We start from the raw sequence: 16,071 nt of genomic DNA, 5'->3' as shown, positions 1-16,071 counted from the left end.
TAAAACCGGACTGACTGACCTGCCTTTTATGAAACCTATTCGTTTACTCGATACCCGACTTGCTAACCAGATTGCTGCCGGTGAGGTGGTTGAACGTCCCGCATCGGTTGTTAAAGAACTGTTGGAAAACAGTCTTGATGCCGGTGCCAAACGAGTGAATGTCGAGGTAGAAAATGGTGGTGTCAAATTGATCCGTATTCGTGATGACGGACATGGCATTGCCAAAGATGATCTGGCACTGGCTCTGTCGCGACACGCCACCAGCAAGATTTCTGAACTGGAAGATCTGGAAGGTGTCGGGACTCTGGGCTTTCGTGGTGAAGCCCTTGCTTCGGTCAGCTCGGTTTCACGCTTAACATTAACGTCACATGTTGATGGTCAGGAGTCTGGCTGGCAGGTTCGTACCGAAGGGCGTGACATGGAGGCTATTGTTAATCCGGCACCTCACCCCGTGGGTACGACGATTGAAGTCAAGGATCTGTTTTTTAATACCCCTGCAAGGCGTAAATTCCTGCGCACGGAAAAAACCGAGTTTTCCCATCTTGAAGAAGTCGTGAAGCGTCTGGCCCTGTCCCGGTTTGATGTTGGGTTTGGTCTCAGACATAACCAGCGCAGTATTCATCAGCTAAGACCCTGTAACACTCAGGCTGAGAAAGATCGCCGGGTGGCTTCCCTGTGTGGTCCGAAGTTTATTGAAAACTCGGTGATTGTTGATGTTAATGTTTCCGGGCTCAAGCTTTGGGGCTGGGTAGGATTGCCAACGTTTTCCCGTTCCAGTGCTGATCTTCAATACTTCTTCGTCAATGGCCGGGTGATCAGGGATAAACTGGTCGCACACGCTGTTCGTCAGGCCTATCGCGATGTTCTCTATGGCGGCAGGCATCCAACCTTTGTCTTGTATCTTGAGCTTGATCCGGCGCTGGTGGATGTCAACGTTCACCCCACCAAGCATGAGGTTCGATTCAGGGATGGTCGAACCGTCCATAATTTTCTGTTCAGTACCCTGCATCGTGCTCTGGGAGAGGTGTCTCCAGAAGATCAGTTGCCACCAGCCGCTCTCTCTTCACAACCCCAGGCCCGGGCTTCAGGTGTTGAAGGTGGCGAGTTCAAAAGTCAGGAAAGTATGCCGCTGTCGCCAGCTCCAGCAACCGCTTCCCATTCTTATGGTGCGTCTTCCGGGCAGCCATCAGCATCGGCAGGTGCAAGACAGGCAAGAGAAACACCTCAGCCAGATCAGATTCAGAAGCAGATTCAGGTCTACAGTGAACTCTATGCTTCTGGTGCCACTGAGCGAAGCTCTGTCCAGGAAAGTCAGCCACTGGCCGTCAATGATGCGCCAGCTGCTCAGCCTGCATCTGTTAATCTGCCAGAGCAGACAGCAGATATACCCCCCTTGGGTTTTGCCATAGCGCAGCTGAAAGGTATTTATATTCTCTCTGAGAACGAGCAGGGGATGATTCTGGTGGACATGCACGCTGCTCACGAGCGCATTACTTACGAGCGGATGAAAGTTTCCTGGCATGCCGATGGTATTAAAGCCCAGCCCCTGCTGGTGCCAAAATCAATAGCTGTCAGCGATCGTGAGGCGACCTGTGCAGAAGAGAATTATGAGTACTTCAAAAAGCTTGGATTAACACTTGAGCGAATGGGGCCGGAAACGCTCCTGGTTCGACAAGTGCCGGTCATGCTTCACAACGCTGATGTTGAAAAGCTGGTTCGTGATGTTTTGTCAGATCTGATGCAGCACGGTGACAGTGATCGTGTGGAAAGTCAGATGAATGAAGTGCTGGCCACCATGGCCTGCCATGGTTCGGTAAGAGCTAACCGTCGTCTTTCCATCGAAGAAATGAACGCTCTGCTCAGGGATATGGAGCAGACGGAACGCAGTGGACAGTGTAATCACGGACGACCCACCTGGACGTTATTAACACTGGATCAGTTGGACAAACTGTTTTTACGAGGGCGTTAGGAGCCGATACTCACACAGCCGTCATTCCCGAATAAGAGCGTGTCGCAAAACGCTAACAATTCGTTCCCACGCTGGGACCCACAGGGCCTGAAAGCATGGGAACCAGAGGTCTTGCGACAGCCTCAGAAGCGGGAATCCAACATTCGTTGTACTCCTGCTTTCGAGGGGTGGCGGAATGTGAGTAAGTTAACGATATAAGGCTCAGACGCACTAGATCGACCAGGAAATACCCAGTTGCAAGGCCTGATAATCGGTCTGATGGTCATCAGCCTTGCTGAACTGGTAGCTGCCGTAAACTTCCACGTCGTTTGTCAGGCTGTGCCCTACTCTTAACTTCATTCGCCAGGCATCTTTGCTACTGATATCAGCGGGTAAATAGGCCATCCGGGGAGTTAATTTCTGTCGCAGTTGAATGGTTCTCAAGTCGTCATCATTGAGATCCTTGTTGTAGTCAATCTGAATACCAAGACGTGTTTTGTCGTTTATCGCATCCAGAAAAACACCTGCTGCGGCATTTTTGAAATCCAGCTCCTGATCACCGAATACCATAGAGGACAAGTTATTTTCGGACTCGGTAAAACCGTCGACCGATGATTTATGATAGCTGGCGGAAACAATAGGGCCTACCTTTAGCCGTCCATTGTCGTATAGTGCATAGCCTGCGTCCATGGTTAAACCATAGAGTTTGCCCGAGCTGGAGCTGCTTTCTTTGCGTGTCAAGGCACCCAGATGGAAACCACGCTTGTTGTCGTAATCGAGGTCAAGATAGTTCAATGCCGTATTGGAAAAAAACCTTTCCCCCTGATAACTGGTAAAAAGGCTGCCACCAATACTGTTGGTTTTATAGTCGGACTGCTCAGGTTTGTAGTGTGTTTCAGCGCCCTGTAAGGCGACACCCAGCTTGAATTCTTCTGTCAGTTGGTAGTGTAGGCCTGCATGGATTACGAAACCCTTATTGTCATTGGCTTTCCTGGCAACAGCGTCATAAATCTGGCTTTCTGCGCCGGCTCCGCCACCAAAGAATGACAGGGTACCCGGCTCTGCGTCTTTCCAGCGATGCAGTGCCAGCTCATTAAAAATACTGCTGTCCAATGTGGTTGAATGAGAGTCTGCGATTCTTGGCAGGCTGCCGACTTCGGTAGCCGCCCTGATGGCTGACAAAATGTAATCGCTCCCTATTTTGTGCATAGCGCTGCTGGGGTGCAGGCCATCCCAGAATATGGACTTCTGTGCAACCCCGGTGATGATGCGATCTCTATCGTCTCCGCCCATAACTGTAGCGGGATCGGGCTTTTCGCAGGGTACGCCTGTGGGAACGCCTGCAACCATACAGGTGATGTCTGCGTTTTCAGGGGAAAGATCAACAAAACCAAAGGCTGCCGGGTTATCGGATACCTCTTTCACCAGACCATACAAATTCAGATAGAAGATATTGGCAGTGGACTTCTGGAGTTCTGTGAGGACGGCATCATCAATCGATTTGCTGACCATTCTGAGTTGATCACGCGTACCAGCCAGCAAATGTTCTCCTCCCGGCGTTTCTCCAAGGTTGGGAACATTGAGCATAATGATATAACGAGCGCCATAGCTATGGAGTGCATTGGCAGTGCCTACAAGGTCCTGAGCGGCTTTCAGGGGAGTTCGTAAGTTGTTTGTCACGAATTCAACATCATTGCTACCGCCCAGAATCATGTACATGGCTTTTTTATCTGCCTGTCCATGGCTTCTCATGAAGAAACTGTCTTGCGTCTGGTTCTTGAAAAAATCCAGATTTAAAGGCACATAGGGGGTATCTGACGTGACGGATAAAAGGATTTCCTCACTGGAGTTGCCACTCACGGAAAAATTATTGCCGCCATCCATAGAGGGGCGAAAATCAAACCCCATTGTGCCGGCAATATTCTGGTTGTATAAAGTGTTGTCTGAGAACTTTAATGGAACCAACCGTCCGGCATAAGGGACTTTCAGATTGCCGGTATCTGAAATACTGTCTCCAAAACTATAAAACTGACTATAAATTTCATTAGCTTTTACAGGGGATAGCATTAAGGAAAAGGCTGCTACTGAGAGTACTTTTCGGTAAGAGGGTGATAAAAAGGGGACTGCTTTCATGATAAACCCGTGTTTCTGATCAGTTTGTGTCAGTCATTCCATTGTTTGTGTGTTCCAAAAAAAATTGAGTAGCCTGTCCGAGAATAGACTACCTTGGTGTGGCAGCAACAATTGGTAAAAAAATTTTTAACATCTTCGCTTAGACTTGCGGAACTCTTTGGTAAGTTTTCAGTCCAAAGCTTTTGATCATGGGAAGGCTTCGGGTACACTCAGCTCCCCGTTTTTTCTGATAACGCATTATTTTTCTGTTTATGGCATCCGAACCGCTTTCTTTTGAAGAAAAACAGCCACAGACTCTTTCTTCTGAAGAAATACAGCCACCGGCTATTTTTCTGATGGGGCCCACTGCATCGGGCAAAACGGATCTGGCTATCCAGCTGGCGGAGAGACTGCCCTGTGAGTTGATCAGTGTTGATTCGGCACTGGTCTACAGAGGCATGGATATAGGAACGGCCAAGCCCTCTGCACAGGAACTGGCAAGGGCTCCTCATCGGTTGATTGATATCCGGGACCCTTCCGAGCCATATTCTGCAGCTGACTTCCGTGAGGATGCTCTCAGGGAAATGACGGAAATTACTAATAAGGGAAACATACCTCTCCTTGTGGGAGGTACCATGCTCTATTTCAAGGCGCTTCGAGACGGTCTGGCAACTTTGCCAGCGGCAGATGCCGGGATCAGGGAAGCGTTGATGAGAAGGGCTGAGTCTGAGGGCTGGCAGGCGCTCCATGACGAGCTTCAGACAGTTGATCCTGTAGCCGCTCTTCGTATTAAACCGACGGATACTCAGCGTCTGCAAAGAGCTCTGGAGGTCTATTATGCCACAGGCAAGGTGATTTCCCGTTGGCATCAGGAGCAGGCAACCAGTCGACTGCCTTATAATCTGGTGAATCTGGCCATTGCTCCCGGGGATCGATCAGTGCTCCATCAGCGCATTGAAACCCGCTTCAAACTTATGCTGGAGCACCATTTTGTGGATGAAGTCAGGGCTTTATACGAGCGGGGAGACCTGGATATTTCCCTGCCTTCTATCAGGGCGGTTGGTTATCGTCAGGTTTGGGGGTATCTTCAAGGAGAGATGGACTATTCCACCATGCTGGAAAAAGGGATAATCGCTACCCGACAACTGGCCAAGCGACAGTTGACCTGGCTCAGAAGCTGGCCTGATATTCATTGGCTGGACAGTTTGTCGAAAAACCGGTTGGAAGATGCCTTGAAATGGCTGAAGCCCGTCCTTAAATAAGGAATAATAAGAAAGTGATTTCTGTACAAGTCTCCTGACCTCAGCTTTGTATTGGTTAAAGCATTAACAAAGTGCATTGGAAAAGGCTGGTACGTGAGCACCTGCAATAGTTTCTGCAGGTCCGGTATGAGTAGCTAGTATTACCTATTGATGGCAGTGTGGGGCATCGCTTACTGTTGCCCAGCTAAATTTCTGGGCTGTACACAGATTGAACAATCAGGTACTGGCACTGCCGGTCGAGCGAATAGCCCAACTAGAAGTGAACAATGGCTATTCAAAACCCGAGAATTAATAAGGAGTACAGAAATGTCAAAAGGGCATTCTCTACAAGACCCTTACCTTAATGTGCTGCGTAAAGAGCGCGTGCCGGTTTCTATTTATTTGGTAAACGGCATTAAACTCCAGGGACAGATCGAGTCTTTCGATCAGTTTGTAATCCTTCTGAAAAACACCGTTAGCCAGATGGTTTACAAGCACGCAGTATCAACTGTAGTGCCAAGCCGCCCGGTTCGACTGCCAATGCAGGGTCAGGAAGGTATGGGCGAGCACGACGAGCAAGAATAAGTTTTGCTGATTGATTAAAAGGCGCTTTTATAGCGCCTTTTGACGTTTATGAGTTTCATAAACAGGTCGTGTACGATTGAAACATTTTAAGCGTGAAAATTGTTTTATGGAAAAAACAGCTGTGTAGAAAAATAACCGGGCAGTATACTATTGGGGCTGGCAGTCTGTTTTAATGGTCAATTCAGACCGTCTCAATATTTCCTGTTCTGTTAATGAATGGTTAATAACCCCTATCGAAAGAAAATAATTTCAGGAGTTTTGTTTGTTTTTTGAGCGCCATGAAGGTGGTGAAAGTGCAATCCTTGTTCATCCGGATATGAGTGAAGACAAGGAACGGGAAGATCCGCAGGAATTCATGGAGCTGGTTCGTTCTGCAGGTGTTGAAACCCTTGCTTTTATCACAGTGAATGTCCGGTCTCCTTCTCCCCGCTATTTTGTCGGTCCCGGTAAAGTTGAAGAAATCCGTCAATCTGTGCTTCAGCACAAAGCCGAAGTCGTTCTGTTTAACCATGCCCTGTCACCCAGTCAGGCCAGAAACCTTGAAAAAGAACTGGAATGCCGTGTCATTGACCGCACCGGACTGATACTGGATATTTTTGCCCAGCGTGCCAGAACCTTTGAGGGTAAGCTGCAGGTTGAATTGGCTCAGCTTGAATATATGAGTACCCGCTTAATCCGCGGCTGGACTCACCTTGAAAGACAGAAAGGGGGGATTGGTCTGCGGGGGCCGGGTGAGACCCAGCTGGAGACCGACCGCAGATTGCTCAGGGCAAGAATCAAAAGCATCACCCGTCGTTTGGAAAAAGTTCGTAAACAGCGTGACCAGGGACGGCGTTCCCGAAAGAGGGCAGAAGTGCCGCAGGTCTCTCTGGTAGGTTATACCAATGCGGGCAAGTCGACATTATTTAATAGCATGACTCAGTCAGACGTTTATGCACAGGATCAGTTGTTCGCAACACTGGACCCAACGTTGAGAAGGCTGGATCTTGCTGATCTGGGGCCGGTGATCCTGGCAGATACGGTTGGATTTATTCGACACCTGCCTCATAAACTGGTGGAAGCCTTTCGGGCGACACTGGAGGAAACCCGTCAGGCAGATTTGCTGTTGCACGTGATCGATGCCCATGATCCGGAGCGTCTGGAAAATATCAGGGAAGTGCATGAAGTTCTGAAAGAAATTGATGCCAATGAACTACCCATTCTTCAGATTTATAACAAGATTGATCTGCTGGCTGAGGTGGCGCCAAAAATCCAGCGTGATGATAATGGACAACCTGAAAGAGTCTGGGTCTGTGCAAAAGACGGTGCAGGTCTGGAGTTAATCGGTCAGGCCATCACCGAATTGCTGGGCAATGATATGATTCAGGGGCGTCTGATGCTTCAGGCCAATCAGGGAAAGGTGAGGGCACGCTTGTACCAAATGGGTGCTATCCAGACAGAAGAGTATTCTGACAAAGGTGAACTGTTGCTGGATATCCGCATGCCAAGAAGTGACTTCGAACGGGTGGCAAAACAGGAAGGTTTACAGACAGGTTGTCTGATTGAAGGGTAGGATTATTGTTAATGAATAGTCAGCAAGGTGTCAGGAAGTTGCGGCGATTACTAATATGAGCTTGCACTTCCTGCTCTCCAAACTCTACAATCTGGCCTAGGAGCCTGATGGACTTAAGACTGTCCTACTGGGGTTGCTTAAGTCGGACAGGCTCCTGGAGGACTTTGTGACTCAGGGCGGTTTCGTACTCAAAAGTTTTGGTCCGATGGGCTCCCGGAGCGACACAATCAGCCTTGGTCTGTCGCCGAAAGTTGTGGTATCCGGATTTGCTGAATGTTCACTGTTTCAGTCAAGCCTTTGGTTCACACGACCGGAAAGACGCCATGCCTGTCCGGGCAAGGTCAGGTTCACATATCTGTCAGGCCGATCGCCTTATGGATTTTACGCACTGCTGTAAAGAGAGTTACCCTGTCGTTGCGACAAAGGTCAGCTTTACAGCGAAATAGTTTGCTCACAGAGCCAGTTTGGACGATGCAAGTCCTGACGCACCAGCTGGGCAAAGAATTCGTTACTGACTCTACGGAGACATATATGGCCTGGAACGAGCCGGGTGGAAACAGCCAGGATCCATGGGGTAGTGGAAATAATAAGGGTGGTGGCAAAAATCAGGGACCACCTGATCTGGATGAAGCATTCCGCAAACTGCAGGACAAACTGAACTCAATGTTTGGTGGTGGCAAGAGTGGAGGTGGTTCAGGTAAAGGGAGCAGTAATTCCGGTTCCTCCTCAGGAATGTTTATCGGAATCATTGTTTTGGCAATTGTTGCCTACCTCTGGAACGCAATTTACACCGTCGATGAAAAAGAGCGCGCCGTTATTCTGCGCTTTGGGGTATATACCGAGACCGTTGGTCCGGGTCTTCACATATACTTCCCGCCCTTTGAAAGCAAGTTTCTGGAAAAGGTGACCGAACTCCGTACCTATAACCTGAGACAGCAGATGCTGACTGAAGACGAAAACATTGTTGAAGTCTCCATGTCTGTCCAATACAACATTGAAGACGTTAAAAATTATGTTCTGAATGTTGCCAAGCCTCTGATGAGTCTTGAGCAGGCCACCCAGAGTGCGCTGCGTCATGTGGTCGGCAGCTCCGAGATGTACCAGGTACTGACTCAGGGACGTGAAGTTCTGGGGCAGGAAGTTCGTGCCCGTTTGCAGGAATACCAGGAAAACTATGGGACGGGTCTGCGCATCGGTAAGGTCAACATTGAAAGTGCCCAGCCTCCAAAAGAAGTTCAGGCTGCTTTTGATGACGTAATTCGTGCACGGGAAGACGAGCAACGTGCCAAGAACAAGGCGGAAGCTTACGCGAACAAGATTATCCCTGAAGCGCGTGGTAAGGCTCAGCGGACCATTGAGGAAGCTAATGCTTACCGTGATGAAGTCATTGCCAGGGCTGAAGGTGAATCAGATCGTTTCTCCAAGCTGTTGACAGAGTACAAGCGTGCACCTGAAGTGACACGTGAGCGTCTCTACATCGAAACCGTTGAAGAGGTCCTGAAGGGTACCAGCAAGGTACTGGTGGACGTCAAGGGTGGCAACAATATGATCTACCTGCCACTGGATAAATTGACCCAGGGCAAGTCATCCATGCCAGCCCAGCCAGCTGAGCTGAGCAGTCAGGATTTGACTGACATCAGTAATCGCGTTGCAGAGGAGTTGAGCAAGCGAGTGAACAGTGCACGAAGCAGTGGGAGGGTTGGTCGATGAGTCAGAAAGGTTTTACAGCTCTGATCGCTGGTCTGGTCATCCTGGTTCTGGCCTGGAGTTGTCTCTTTGTCATCAGCGAGCGTGAGCGTGCAGTGCAACTGCGTTTTGGTCAGCTGGTGAACCCTAACCTGAAACCGGGTCTGCATTTGAAATTCCCGTTTGTAGACAACGTGCGTATTTTCGATGCCCGTCTGCAACACCTCGAAGTGCCATCAGAACGTTTTCTGACACTGGAACAGAAAGCGGTTATTGTGGACTCTTACATCAAGTGGCGAATAGCGGATGTCGCCAAGTTCTACAAGGCGACAGCCGGTGACATTTATCGTGCCAACACGCTGCTTTCCCAGCGTGCTGAATCCAGAATGCGTAACAAGTTTGGTGGTTTGACACTGAATGAAGTGGTATCCGGTCAGCGTGACAAGCTGATGAATGATATCACCAGCAACCTGGATAAAGTGGCCAGAGAAGAGCTGGGTGTGACTGTTGTGGATGTCCGGGTTAAAAAAGTAGACCTGCCACCTCAGGTCAGTGACTCGGTCTTCGAACGTATGTCTTCCGAGCGTGAGAAAGAGGCTCAGGAATACCGCTCCAAAGGTCAGGAAATGGCTGAAGGTATCCGTGCTAATGCGGACCGGGAACAGCGCGTTATTCAGGCAGATGCCTACAAGGACGCAGAGATTGTTCGAGGTGATGGCGATGCCAAGGCGGCAGAAGTTTATGCCGGGGCTTACCGTCAGGACCCTGAATTTTACGCATTCTATCGTAGCCTTCAGGCTTATAAAGAGTCCTTTGACAGTAAAGGCGACATCCTGTTGCTGGAACCGGATAATGATTTCTTCAACTATCTGAACAGTCACTCAGGTAGCAAAAAGTAAGCGGACAGTTTGCCGGGCAGGGCATTGCGGAAGTTCGGATGAACTGAAGCAGTGCCTCTGCCCTTGATGGCTGACCAGAGACCTGTGAGTATGTTGCAACCTCGGCCCATAGCCTGCCTATTGCCTTCGGCTTCTTCACGGGGTGAGGGATCCCCTCTTATCCTGCACAGCGAAACAGGCTACGAATAGAAGCTCTGTAGGCGGCAGTTTTGTAAGGAATCCTGATTAAAAGGGTGAGTGGCTACTCGCCAGCAGATATAGCTGCAAGCTTATTAACTCAAGCTGAATGATTCCCGGCTTCACTCCCGTCATTCCCGCGAAGGGGGCCGTCGCAAAACTCTAACAACTCGTTCCCAAGCTCTGAGGCTGTCGCAAAAGCCCAACAAGCTCTGCGTGGGAATGCATACCTCCCCTGAAAAGCTGACTCTGCAGCGCGAGATGGGTATCGGTTCCCACGCTGCAGCACGCGAACCAGAGTTTTGCAACAGCCTCCCTCGCGGGAATGACGACTTCCTTCGCGAGAATGTCGAACTCCTACTTAGCGACCATCATGATGTTGATTTTGAACTGACCAAAGTCTCAGTTGGTGTGATCCAGACAGACAACCCAGTTTCCTTTGGTCACCATCTTTGCCAGTCAATGGGTGCGTTGCACGAAAGCTGACTGCTTGAGGTAATAGGCTTGCAGAATACTTGCTATCGGTCACCTATTCACCCTTTCATACCAAGCTTTGTCTCGAAATCGTCCGCTACAGAGGAATAGGAAGTTAGCAGAATTGTGGTAGATATTTTGGCGCTCGCATACTGTCCAGAAAACTGTCTGTGAGGAAAGTTCCTGAAAGAACATTAGGTGGTTAGACGAAAGCACAACAACCATCTCTTGTCATACGATAATGAGATGGTTGTTTTAGCTGAATATGAGTTAAATAGCGGAGCTATTTTAAAAACTCTATATTTGAGGAAGATTATATCTTTGCTCTATTGAGCTTCTAATATCATTTCGGTCTATTTTTTTAAGGGTACCTAGGAAGTCTCTAAAGGTAACAGGTCGACGAGAGCCTCGCTTCCATTGGTGCAGCATTGCCATCACCTTTTCAAAAAGTTGTCTGTTATCATGATCTATAGCCTCTAATTGGGGTTCTCTAAAACCTGCTTCCGTACGTCTGGCAAACATTTTCCATTTAGTACCTATCAAGTAACCATAGTCTACGAATACTTGTTCTGGTAAAGGTGAGTCCAGAGTGTATCCTGTTGTTTGCTCACGCTGGGGTTCTGCCGCTGTTTGCATAGCAGCATGCGCTCCACTGACAGGTGTGGATGACTGTTCCTGAGCCAGTTCATCAGCCAATTCTCTGGGAATCTCGCCAAAGACGAAAAACATACTGTTTAAGAACGCATTTTTTTGCTCTGAACTGGTTGAGTTCAGTAAATTAATAAGTTCTTTTCTGGCAGTCTTGGCAAAATAAAGGAAAAGCTGACGTTGATCCTGAGTAAGTTTGTGGATGAACCCGCCACATTCCGTGAGTGTTGTGCTTAAAATAGCCAAGCCGGTGAATACAGCCATAACTTGTTCAGGTGTGGATGGATTATTGTCAGAAATATAAAATCCAAGGCCATAAAGTGCTTGAGATTGCAAATTCCTTTCTAATTTATGTATGTTAGATGGAGTAATAAAGGCGTGTTGTCCAAAACCCCAGGGGATAATATCTAGCTGACCATCCCTATAATTCGGAAAGCCAAAACTATAATCCTTAAACAGTTCTCTGGATAACTCGCCTAAATATCTGAATGTGTCATAGTTCGAAGGAACCGTTTTCTCTGCCAGTAAATCACTGGTTTGTTTAAATACTTGATAAATAAAATTCATTAATTCTTTTTTCTTTTGGCTATCTACTTGTGAATATACGAGATTATATAACTCGTTATATGTCGCAAGATGATTGCCTATAAGCTCACTGGCTAATTTGTTTTCTGTGAATTGATCCAAAAAGGCCTGGGTCTCAAATATGTCCCGGTGACGGGCCAGTGTCTTAACAATTCTTGCTATTTCAACATGCTTGTCGATTCCATGATTCTTGGCCAGTACACCGACCTGTAGAATCAAGTTACCAGCAGATATCGAACCTCTGGAAAATTTAACCCAGTACTTGTGAAATTTTTCCAGAGTCTCTTTATGCTGTAAAATATTTTCAGTTAGAAGGTTATAAAGTTCATACTTTTTGTAGAAATGGCTGGAGTGAAAAATATCCGACTCTCGTCTTTCATAGACCAGTTCACCGAGCCATCGTGTTAGTCTGATCGCTGAGGTATCAACCCACTCTGCCACGGCTACCGGTATTTCCTTACTTGTTACAATAGGAGGCGGTTCGCTGAGACCCCGCTCAAATGCAACCATGCCAGCATTAGCGCAGTCGAAGCACATATTGTTAAAGACTACAGGTTTTTGTCTCTGACAATTTTGGCAATACACGTTGTTGGGTGCCCCGCCGGAACCATCGTCTTCCCCATTTCCGCTTTCACCGAAGAGGCGTCGATTATGATGACTGTAGGCCTCCTGAGATTGCCTGTAGGAGGGAGGTTTCAGATCAACTCTGGCATCTTTTGCAGCGGTTTCAGTACCTTTCGGGCAACTTATCCCCGTTGGACAGCTGCCCGGAAATACTGAAACACTAATTAATTGCTTAGGGCTTAAAATGAACTCTTGTTCTGTATAAACACGATAGTCTTCTGTCTGTTCCGGGTTGTTGCTCTGGTAATGATCAAATGCTGCTTCCGGATTATCCGGATTCCTGAGCAATGCCATAAAAAGTCGCGGATTCCGCTCAAGGTTTGCACCCTTTATCTTATTCCACAGATGTTGTGAAATAAGGATGGTCTGCTCATTCCAGCCACGCTTGATTTTGAGAACAATCCGGGTATCCCAAACTCGTTTCTTAACAGCCTGACCGTTAGTGTCGGGGAGACGCACCAGGACCATTCTACTGACCAGTTCACTCATCAGTTCAAAAGAGTAAAGGGGAGCCATACCACCTCCCGGCCTTTTTTTAAATAAATCGTCTGAATCATCGCCGCCACCAAAACCGCCACCGCCGGAGTTTGTGTATAGCTCGCTGTTATCTGCGGTCTCAGGGGTTTGAGGTACTACAGAAGGCGCATTGAAACGGCTGGTATCGTCAGGATTATTGAACCCGTTTTCCGGAACCTGAGGGTTACGGAAAAAAATATCGACAAATGATAGCTTTTTATTGTCGGAAGTATTGTTACCAGAAGTGTTGCCACCGGAAGGTGACGGTAGACCGGTGCTTTGTGAAAAAATACCACTACACTCTGGTTGTATACGCCATGCATTATTGTCTTGAACCGACAGGACCAACGAGGCTTTACCAGCCGGTAAACGCCATCTGGCTAAATATTCATGTTGCCAGCCACCACTGTCTGGTGTCAGTTCGACCACTCTCATTCCTCCGGCCTGAATATCAGGCATACCCTGCCCTGTTAAAGCCTCTGTAATTACTGGTGGGGAGGGAAAATTTCCTGCGGATAACGAGGGAGGGGTTCTGAAACAAAAATGAAAGATATCGCCTGCTTTGCTATTCAGGCGGATATAAAGCTGATTTTTTTCCAGTTCAATTGTCTTGCCTTTATCATCAGCAGTTTTAAGATCGTAAACAAGGTGAAGAGACGGATTGTTCTCTATAAACGACATTTTATTAATAAATTCTGTTGTCTTCGGGGATTTGAAGGAGTCCCCCCATCCCGCCCAGCTCAATAGATCGGAAACAGCAGAACTATGACCGGAGACCGGCAAAATGACCGACAGAGCGAATAACAGAAACAGGCGAGCCATAGTGAGAAATCTTTTTACTTTCATAATTGAATTTGCCCATAGATTTTTATTGTTGAGGCATAACAATAGACCCTAAATCTGAAGCTGTATTATTTATCTCCCATCTGTTCATGTTCAACGTGCCAGCTCAGAAGAATTGCACGGGAAGACATAAACGGTAATTTCACGTTTTTTGTGTTTTTCAAAATCGAAGCTATCCTGTTTCATGGCTTAAGAATTTTGGGAATGAAGAAAAGATACAGAGGCGATCTATTCTGATCGCAGGCGACTGATTATGCTTCTCTTGCGCAGGTAGAGTTGTAGTTGCGAGTCCTGTCTGCTGATAGAGCCTGTCGTTCAAAGCTGTCGTTTATCAATTATTGGCAATTTTGTTAACATATTTGTCGGCGTCGGGGATACAAAAATGGCAATGCGCCATCCAGAATCAGCGGTAGAGTGAGGGCCTTGATTGAGTTTCATTATATCCGGATGATCGCTTCCCAACGGACAGGCTCACAAAAAGCGGGTTGCGATCTCTGACGATGAAGAAATGAAACAGTGCTTTTGCTCTTGCCGGTTGATCAGAGACTGATAAATTATCGACTACTGGTCGTGAAGTCTGCTTCAGCCAGTGGTATGATACCGCAAACCGGGTTCTGCCCGGTTTTTTTGTGGACCTGTCCGGACTAAAAGCTTTGGGGAGTCATCCTGTGGATATGTTGCAACATCTGGGCATAGCCTTGAGTCTGATGCTGGTTCTGGAAGGCGTCTTGCCTTTTTTGTATCCCCAGCGCTGGCGCAATATGGTCACAAAGTTGTCAGAGATTGATAACCGGCAGCTGCGCATGGCAGGTTTTGGCAGCATGTTGGTAGGACTCATAATTCTGAGTATGCTCACGTAAAAGCGGAATAGTTTATCGCTCCAGGAGCCTGTCAGGCTTGAGTTGTCCGCCTCAGGACAGCCTTTAGTCCAACAGACTTCTGGCACAGTGGTAAAAGCGAAAAAAAGAGGGCTGTTATGACCGTCGCAGATCGCTGGTTATTGCCAGATGGCATTGAGGAAATTCTTGCTCCACGAGCACGTCAGGCAGAAATGCTTCGTCGTGAGATGCTGGATTTATTCGATTGCTGGGGCTACGAGCTGGTGATTCCTCCTCATCTGGAGTTCATGGAGTCACTGACAGCTGGTCTGGGCCGCGATCTGGAGTTGCAGACGTTTAAAGTAACAGATCAACTCACGGGTAGAACGATGGGGTTAAGGGCGGATACCACGCCAGCTGTTGCCAGAATTGACGCCCACACCCTGAAAGCAAAAGGGCCGGTTCGACTTTGCTACGCGAGCAGCGTGTTTCACACTCGTTCAGCGTCGTTGGGAGCCACAAGGTCGCCCATTCAGCTGGGTGCCGAACTTTATGGTCATGGCGGCGTCGAGAGTGATATTGAAGTCATTTCCCTGATGCTGGAAACACTGGCAGCGATCGGTATTGAGTCTGTGAACCTCGATCTGGGTCATGTGCGGATCTATCGTTCACTGGTGGAGTATGCCGGACTGAGTGAACAGCAGGAGCAGAAACTGTTTGATGCTCTGCAAAGAAAAGCGGTGTGTGAAGTATCTGAACTGCTGGCCAGCTGGCAAATCTGTTCGGGCACCGCAAAGATGTTTAAAGCGCTGACATCCCTGACAGGTCATGCCAGTGTCATCAATGATGCCCGTGCGGTACTGAAGGACGCGCCTGAGGCTGTTTTCGAAGCGCTCGACCAGCTGGAAGTGATTGCCGGCAAGGTCGCTGAGCTTTACCCGTCAGCTAACCTCTACCTCGATATGGGTGAGTTGCGCGGTTATAACTATCATACAGGCGTCGTGTTTGCTGCGTATGTTCCCGGAAAGGGACAGGCGATCGCCAAAGGCGGTCGATACGACGGCATTGGGCGGATCTTTGGCAGAGCCCGCCCTGCTACCGGTTTCAGTACAGACCTGAAGACGTTAATTGAGCTGAAGAGCCTTCCGGGTCTGAAAACGGATGCCAGTGACGAACGAATGACGATATTTGCCCCTGTTGCTGCAGATCCTGCTGTTGTAAAGAAACTGCGTCGCCAGGGACAACGGGTAGTTTACCAACTGCCTGAACAAGAGACAGACGCTGCAGGCACGGGTTGCGACCGGCAGCTGGTCTGCCGTGACGGAGAGTGGGTTGTAGAATAACCCGGAAGTCTGATCGAAAT

The 16,071-nt window shown here is 48.3% G+C and carries 11 protein-coding genes; 9 read left to right on the top strand and 2 right to left on the bottom strand.

What is annotated here, in order from left to right; translation table 11 throughout:
* The first annotated feature begins 28 nt into the window (after window positions 1-28).
* On the top strand, window positions 29-1,969 hold the full coding sequence (gene mutL / locus ACOJUN_RS05725; RefSeq protein ID WP_422135705.1) for a DNA mismatch repair endonuclease MutL: 1,941 nt from the start codon (window positions 29-31) through the stop codon (window positions 1,967-1,969).
* Window positions 1,970-2,179: 210 nt separating this feature from the next.
* Here the strand turns inward: mutL and ACOJUN_RS05720 are convergent, their stop codons facing one another.
* Window positions 2,180-4,015: an autotransporter domain-containing protein gene (locus ACOJUN_RS05720; protein ID WP_422135704.1), complete on the bottom strand. Its 1,836-nt coding sequence runs from the start codon at window positions 4,013-4,015 to the stop codon at window positions 2,180-2,182.
* A 317-nt stretch (window positions 4,016-4,332) separates the two neighbouring features.
* Here ACOJUN_RS05720 and miaA point away from each other — a divergent pair, with 317 nt between their 5' ends.
* The 6 genes from miaA to ACOJUN_RS05690 all read left to right on the top strand — a co-directional run bounded on the left by miaA (window position 4,333) and on the right by ACOJUN_RS05690 (window position 10,686).
* The gene (gene miaA / locus ACOJUN_RS05715; RefSeq protein WP_422135703.1) at window positions 4,333-5,322 is read left to right on the top strand and encodes a tRNA (adenosine(37)-N6)-dimethylallyltransferase MiaA; all 990 of its coding nucleotides are present in this window, start codon (window positions 4,333-4,335) and stop codon (window positions 5,320-5,322) included.
* Window positions 5,323-5,628: 306 nt separating this feature from the next.
* Window positions 5,629-5,886: an RNA chaperone Hfq gene (hfq, locus tag ACOJUN_RS05710; RefSeq protein WP_317144701.1), complete on the top strand. Its 258-nt coding sequence runs from the start codon at window positions 5,629-5,631 to the stop codon at window positions 5,884-5,886.
* A 262-nt stretch (window positions 5,887-6,148) separates the two neighbouring features.
* Complete coding sequence (hflX, locus tag ACOJUN_RS05705; protein WP_422135702.1) at window positions 6,149-7,438, top strand: ribosome rescue GTPase HflX; 1,290 nt, start codon at window positions 6,149-6,151, stop codon at window positions 7,436-7,438.
* Window positions 7,439-7,969: 531 nt separating this feature from the next.
* Window positions 7,970-9,148 (top strand): FtsH protease activity modulator HflK, encoded by a 1,179-nt coding sequence (hflK, locus tag ACOJUN_RS05700; RefSeq protein ID WP_422135701.1) that lies wholly within the window; start codon window positions 7,970-7,972, stop codon window positions 9,146-9,148.
* The gene (gene hflC, locus ACOJUN_RS05695; protein ID WP_422135700.1) at window positions 9,145-10,023 is read left to right on the top strand and encodes a protease modulator HflC; all 879 of its coding nucleotides are present in this window, start codon (window positions 9,145-9,147) and stop codon (window positions 10,021-10,023) included. The genes hflK and hflC overlap by 4 nt, the downstream gene beginning before the upstream one ends.
* Before the next feature lie 399 nt (window positions 10,024-10,422).
* Complete coding sequence (locus tag ACOJUN_RS05690) at window positions 10,423-10,686, top strand: hypothetical protein (RefSeq protein WP_422135699.1); 264 nt, start codon at window positions 10,423-10,425, stop codon at window positions 10,684-10,686.
* A gap of 285 nt (window positions 10,687-10,971) precedes the next feature.
* Here the strand turns inward: ACOJUN_RS05690 and ACOJUN_RS05685 are convergent, their stop codons facing one another.
* Window positions 10,972-13,893, bottom strand: a complete 2,922-nt coding sequence (locus ACOJUN_RS05685) for a death domain-containing protein (protein ID WP_422135698.1) — start codon at window positions 13,891-13,893, stop codon at window positions 10,972-10,974.
* Between the two features lie 671 nt (window positions 13,894-14,564).
* On the opposite strand from ACOJUN_RS05685, the gene ACOJUN_RS05680 reads away from it, so the two are divergent.
* A complete protein-coding gene (locus ACOJUN_RS05680) occupies window positions 14,565-14,750 on the top strand; it encodes a DUF2065 domain-containing protein (protein ID WP_317146501.1) in 186 nt (61 codons plus the stop codon).
* Window positions 14,751-14,866: 116 nt separating this feature from the next.
* Window positions 14,867-16,051, top strand: a complete 1,185-nt coding sequence (locus tag ACOJUN_RS05675; protein WP_422135697.1) for an ATP phosphoribosyltransferase regulatory subunit — start codon at window positions 14,867-14,869, stop codon at window positions 16,049-16,051.
* Window positions 16,052-16,071 lie beyond the last annotated feature (20 nt).

This window comes from Endozoicomonas sp. ALD040 (genome assembly GCF_049275945.1).
Lineage (GTDB): Bacteria > Pseudomonadota > Gammaproteobacteria > Pseudomonadales > Endozoicomonadaceae > Endozoicomonas_A.
This window is presented reverse-complemented; position numbering and strand designations above follow the sequence as displayed.